This is a genomic window from Kitasatospora sp. NPDC041917, assembly GCF_055589745.1.
Window position 1 is genome coordinate 87,858 of sequence record NZ_JBVJBI010000033.1, and the last position, 6,000, is coordinate 93,857.

1 protein-coding gene (cut by a window edge) is annotated in these 6,000 nt (G+C 76.8%); it reads left to right on the forward strand.

The window, feature by feature from the left end; genetic code table 11:
• Positions 1-6,000: part of a type I polyketide synthase coding region (locus tag ACZ6EM_RS30515; protein WP_465773724.1), annotated on the forward strand (this coding region is incomplete at its 3' end). Its footprint begins 21,011 nt before the window's first position; the window shows 6,000 of its 27,011 annotated nt.

Below are 6,000 nucleotides of genomic sequence, written 5' to 3' on the forward strand. Positions count from 1 at the left end.
GACCACGTCCACGGTGCCGCTCTACTCGACGCTGACCGGTGAGCCGATCGACACCGCGCGGATGGACGCCGGGTACTGGTACGACAACCTGCGCTCCACCGTCCTGTTCGAGCAGGCCACCCGCGCCCTGCTCGCCGACGGCCGCTCGGTGTTCGTCGAGTGCAGCCCCCACCCCGTGGTCTCGGTCGCCCTCCAGGAGACCGCCGAGGACGCCGGCACCGCGCTCACCGCGGTCGGCACCCTGCGGCGCGACGACGGCGGCGCCGAGCGCTTCCTGACCGTCCTCGCCGAACTCTGGACGGCCGGCGTGCCGGTGGACGCCACCGGGGTGCTGCCGCCCGCCCGCCGCGTCGCCCTGCCCGGCTACGCCTTCCAGCGCGAGCACTACTGGCCCAAGCCCCTCGCGGCGCACGACGCCGCCGCCGTCGGCCAGGTGACGGCCGGCCACCCGCTGCTGCGGGCCGCCGTCCCGCTCGCCCACGACGGCGTCGTCCTGACCGGACGGCTGTCCACGACCGGCCACCCGTGGCTGGCCGACCACACCGTGCTCGGCCGCACCCTGGTGCCCGGCGCGGCCTTCGTGGAGATGGCCCTGCGGGCCGGCGAACAGGCCGGCAGCGCCCTGCTGCGGGAACTGGTGCTCCAGGCCCCGCTGGTGCTGACCGCGGCCGACGCGGTGGCCGTCCAGGTCGCCGTCGGCCCGGCGGACGGCGCGGGCGACCGCACCGTGGAGGTGTCCTCCCGGTCCGGCGAGGACGCGCCGTGGACCTGCCACGCCACCGGTCTGCTCGGTGCGCACGCGCCCGCCGCCGGCTTCGACCACGCCCAGTGGCCGCCCCTCGGCGCCCGGCCCGTCGACCTGGCCGGCTTCTACCAGGCGCTCACCGAAGCCGGTTACGGCTACGGCCCCGCCTTCCAGGGCCTGCGCGCCGCCTGGCGCGACGGCAGCACCGTCTACGCCGAGGTCGCCCTGCCCCAGGACGTCCAGGCCGACGGCTACGGCGTGCACCCCGCACTGCTGGACGCCGCCCTGCACGCCGCCGCCCTCGACGCCGAGGCCGGAACCAGGCTGCCCTTCGCCTGGACCGGCGTCTCGCTCCAGGCCGTCGGCGCCACCACGCTGCGGGTCGCCCTGACCCGCGGCCCCGGCGGAACCACCGTGCGGGCCGCCGACCCCACCGGCGCCCCCGTGTTCGCCGTCGACGCGCTGGCCGCCCGGGAGGTCACCCCCGAGGCCCTGGACGGCAGCGCCGCGCGCGGCGTCCACGACGCCCTGTTCGCCCTGGACTGGGTGCCCGCGACCGACCCGACCGCGACCCCCGACACCACCGGCTGGGCGGTGCTCGGCGCCGACGACGCCGGACTGCCGCGGGCCGTCCGCCACCCGGACCTCGCCGCGCTGACCGCCGCCCTCGACGCGGGCGCGCCCACCCCGGCCGTCGTCGTCCTGCCGGTCCCGTCCGGCGACGACGCGCAGGCCGTGCTGGGCGCCACCTCCGCCGTCCTCGGCCTGCTGCGCGACTGGCTCGCCGAGGAGCGGCTCGGCACCTCCCGGCTGGTGCTGCTCACCCGCGGCGCCGTCGGCGCGGACGCCGACCTCGCGGGGGCGGCCGTGCACGGCCTGGTCGCCTCGGCCCAGGCCGAGCACCCCGGCAGCTTCGTCCTGGTCGACCGCGACCCGGCCGGGGACGGCGGCCCCTGGCCGTCCGCCGTGGACACCGAGCCCCGCAGCGCGCTGCGCGACGGCGCCGTGCTGCTCCCGCGCCTGGTCCGCACCCCGGCCGCGGACACGCCCGCGCTGCCCGGGTCGGTACTGATCACCGGCGGCACCGGAACACTGGGCGGCCTGGTCGCCCGGCACCTGGCCGCCCGGCACGGGGTGCGCCGACTGGTGCTGCTCGGCCGGCGGGGCGCCGACGCCCCCGGCGCGGCCGAACTGGTCGACGAGCTGCGGGCACTGGGCGCCGACGCGACGGTCGTCGCCTGCGACGCCGCCGACCGCGACGCGCTCGCCGCCGTGCTGGCCGAACACCCGGTCACGGGCGTCGTCCACGCGGCCGGCGTGATCGACGACGGCACCGTCGGCTCGTACGACGACGCCCGGCTGGCCGGGGTGCTGCGGCCCAAGGTGGACGCGGCGCTCAACCTGCACGAGCTGACCGCCGACCGCGAACTCGGCCTGTTCGTCCTGTTCTCCTCCGCCGCCGGCACCTTCGGCCCGGAGGGCCAGGCGGCCTACGCGGCGGCGAACGCGGCCCTGGACGCGCTGGCCGCCCGCCGCGCCGCCGCGGGCCTCGCGGCGGTCTCGCTCGGCTGGGGCCTGTGGGCCGGCGCCAGCGGGATGACCGGCCACCTCTCCACCGAGCAGGTCGCCCGGGCCTCCCGCACCGCGGAGTCGCTCGGCGACGCCGACGGACTCGCCCTGTTCGACGCGGCCGTCGGCTCCGCACGCCCGCACCTGCTGCCGATCCGGCTGCGCTCGGCCGCCGGCCCGGACGGCGAGGTGCCGCCGCTGCTGCGCGCACTGGTCCGCCCGGCCCCGCGGCGCGCCGCCGCCGCCGAGACCGCCACCGGCTCGCTCGCGCACCGGCTGACCGGGCTCACCGAGGCCGAGCAGACCCGGACGGTCGGGGAACTGCTCGCCACCGAGGTCGCCGCCGTCCTCGGCCACGCGAGCGCGGCCGCCGTCGAGCCCGGCCGGGCCTTCAAGGACCTCGGCTTCGACTCGCTGCTCGCGGTCCGGCTGCGCAACCGGCTCCAGGAGGTCACCGGGCTGCGGCTGCCCGCCACCCTGGTGTTCGACCACCCGACCCCGGCCGTGCTGGCCGAGTTCGTCCGCGCCGAGCTGCTCGGCCGGCGCCCGGCCGCCCCGGCCGCCACCGGGCCCTCCGCCACGACCGCCGCCCCGGACGAGCCGATCGCGATCGTCGGCATGAGCTGCCGCTACCCCGGCGGCGTCACCGACCCGGACCGGCTGTGGAAGCTGCTGGCCTCCGGCGGGGACGGCATCACCGCCTTCCCGACCGACCGCGGCTGGGACGTCGGCGCCGTGTACGCCGGCGAGAGCGCGGGCGCCGCGACCGTCTTCGAGGGCGGCTTCCTGCACGACGCCGCCCGGTTCGACGCCGGCCTGTTCGGGATCTCCCCGCGCGAGGCCCTGGCGATGGACCCGCAGCAGCGCCTGCTGCTGGAGGCCTCCTGGGAGGCCTTCGAGAGCGCCGGCCTGGACCCGACCGCGCTGCGCGGCAGCCGGACCGGTGTCTACGCCGGACTGATGTACCACGACTACGCGACCGGCGGCGGAGCCGTCCCGGACGAGGTCCAGGGCTTCCTCGGCACCGGCAACGCGGGCAGCGTCGCCTCCGGCCGGGTCTCCTACACCTTCGGTCTGGAGGGCCCGGCGGTCACCGTGGACACCGCGTGCTCCTCCTCCCTGGTGGCCATGCACCAGGCGGCCCAGGCGCTGCGCTCCGGTGACTGCGACCTGGCGCTGGCCGGCGGTGTCACCGTCCTCGCCACGCCCTCGGTGTTCACCGAGTTCAGCCGCCAGGGCGGGCTGGCCGCCGACGGGCGCTGCAAGGCCTTCTCGGCCGCCGCCGACGGCAGCGGCTGGTCGGAGGGCGTGGGCCTGCTGGTGCTGGAGCGGCTCTCCGACGCCCGGCGCAACGGGCACCGGGTGCTGGCGGTGGTGCGGGGCACCGCCGTCAACCAGGACGGTGCGTCGAACGGTCTGACGGCGCCGAACGGCCCGTCGCAGGAGCGGGTGATCCGGCAGGCGCTGGCCAACGCCGGGCTGTCGGCCGCCGAGGTGGACGCGGTGGAGGCGCACGGCACGGGCACCAAGCTGGGCGACCCGATCGAGGCCCAGGCGCTGCTGGCCACCTACGGTCAGGACCGGTTCACGGACCGGCCGCTGTGGCTGGGATCGATCAAGTCCAACATCGGGCACACCCAGGCCGCCGCCGGTGTGGCGGGTGTGATCAAGATGGTGCTGGCGATGCGGCACGGCGTCCTGCCGGCGACCCTGCACGTGGACGCGCCGTCCCCGCACGTGGACTGGTCGGCCGGTGCGGTGGAGCTGCTCACCGAGGCCCGGCCGTGGCCCGAGGCGGACCGGCCGCGTCGCGCGGGTATTTCCTCCTTCGGGATCAGCGGTACCAACGCCCATGTGATCCTCGAATCCGTGTCCGAGCCGCGCCCGGCGGAGCCCGCTGTTCCGGTCGCGGGCCCGGTGCCGTGGCTGCTGTCGGGCCGGACGCCGGCGGCGTTGGGTGCGCAGGCGGAGCGGCTGCGGGAGTTCGTGCTGGGGCGTCCGGAGGCGTCGGTGGCGGACGTGGCGTCCGCGCTGCTGTCGCGGGCGGGTCTGGAGCACCGTGCGGTGGTGCTGGGTGCGGACCGGGAGGCGTTGCTGGACGGCCTCGCGGTGCTCGGTGGCGAGGGTGTGGTCCGGGGCCGGGTCGTCCCGGGTGATGTGGTGTTCGTGTTCCCGGGTCAGGGTTCGCAGTGGGTGGGTATGGCGTGGGAACTCGCCGAGGCCTCACCGGTGTTCGCGGCGCGTTTGGCGCAGTGTGAGGCGGCGTTGGCGCCGTTCACGGACTGGTCGCTGACCGAGGTGCTGCGTTCGGGTGCGGAGTTGGACCGGGTGGACGTGGTCCAGCCGGTGCTGTGGGCGGTGATGGTGTCGCTGGCGGAGGTGTGGCGGGCGCACGGTGTGGAGCCGTCGGCGGTGATCGGTCACTCGCAGGGCGAGATCGCGGCGGCGGTGGTGGCGGGTGCGCTGTCCGTGGAGGACGGTGCCCGGGTGGTCGCGTTGCGCAGCCGGGCGCTGATCGAACTGGCCGGTGACGGCGGCATGGTGTCGCTGGCGGTCGGCCAGGAGACCGCCGAGGGGCTGATCGGCTCGTTCGACGGCCGGATCTCGGTGGCCGCGTTCAACGGCCCGTCCTCGACGGTGGTGTCGGGCGAGCCGGACGCCCTGGACGCGCTGATGGCGCTCTGCGAGGAGCGGGACGTGCGGGCCCGCCGGATCCCGGTGGACTACGCCTCGCACTCCGCCCAGGTCGACCGGCTGCGCGGGCGCATCCTGGACGACCTGGCCGGGATCAGCCCGACCACGTCCGTGGTTCCGCTCTACTCGACGCTGACCGGCACCCCGATCGACACGGCGCGGATGGACGCCGGGTACTGGTTCGACAACCTGCGCTCCCCGGTGCGCTTCGAGGAGGCGACGCGGGCGCTGCTGGCCGGTGGCCGGGCGGTGTTCGTGGAGTGCAGCCCGCACCCGGTGCTGACGGTGGGTGTGCAGGAGACCGCCGACGCGGTCGAGGCCGAGGCGGCCGTGCTGGGCACGCTGCGGCGAGGCCAGGGCGGCCCCGAGCAGGTGCTGCTGGCGCTGGCGGAGGCCTGGACCGCGGGTGCGCCCGTCGACTTCACCGCGCTGCTGCCCGCCGGTCGCCCGGTCGAGCTGCCGACCTACGCCTTCCAGCGCGAGCACTACTGGCTGGAGGCGGCCGCCGTGGCGGCCGAGGGCGACCCGACCGAGGCGCGGTTCTGGGACGCCGTCGAGCGCGGGGACCTGGCCGAGCTCTCGGAGTCCCTGGAGCTGGACGAGGACGGCGCGCTGCGCTCGCTGCTGCCGGTGCTGTCCTCGTGGCGGCAGCGGCGCCGGGTGGATTCGGTGGTGGACTCCTGGCGGTACCGGGTGACGTGGAAGCCGTTGGCGGGTTCGGCGGAGGGGCGGCTGTCGGGCCGTTGGCTGCTGGTGACGGGTGCGGGTGCGGGTGCGGGTGCGGGTGCGGGTGCGTCGGTGGAGGGCGTGGAGAGCGCGCTGCTGGCCGCCGGTGCGGAGGTCGTTCCGCTGGCCGTCGACGGCGCGGGTCGGGAGGAACTGGCCGCGCGGATCCGCGAGTTGAACGCCGGGGGCGAGTTCGCGGGAGTGGTCTCGCTGCTCGCCGTCGAGGAGCCGCAGGACGAGGGCACCCCGGTGTCGACCGGTGTGCC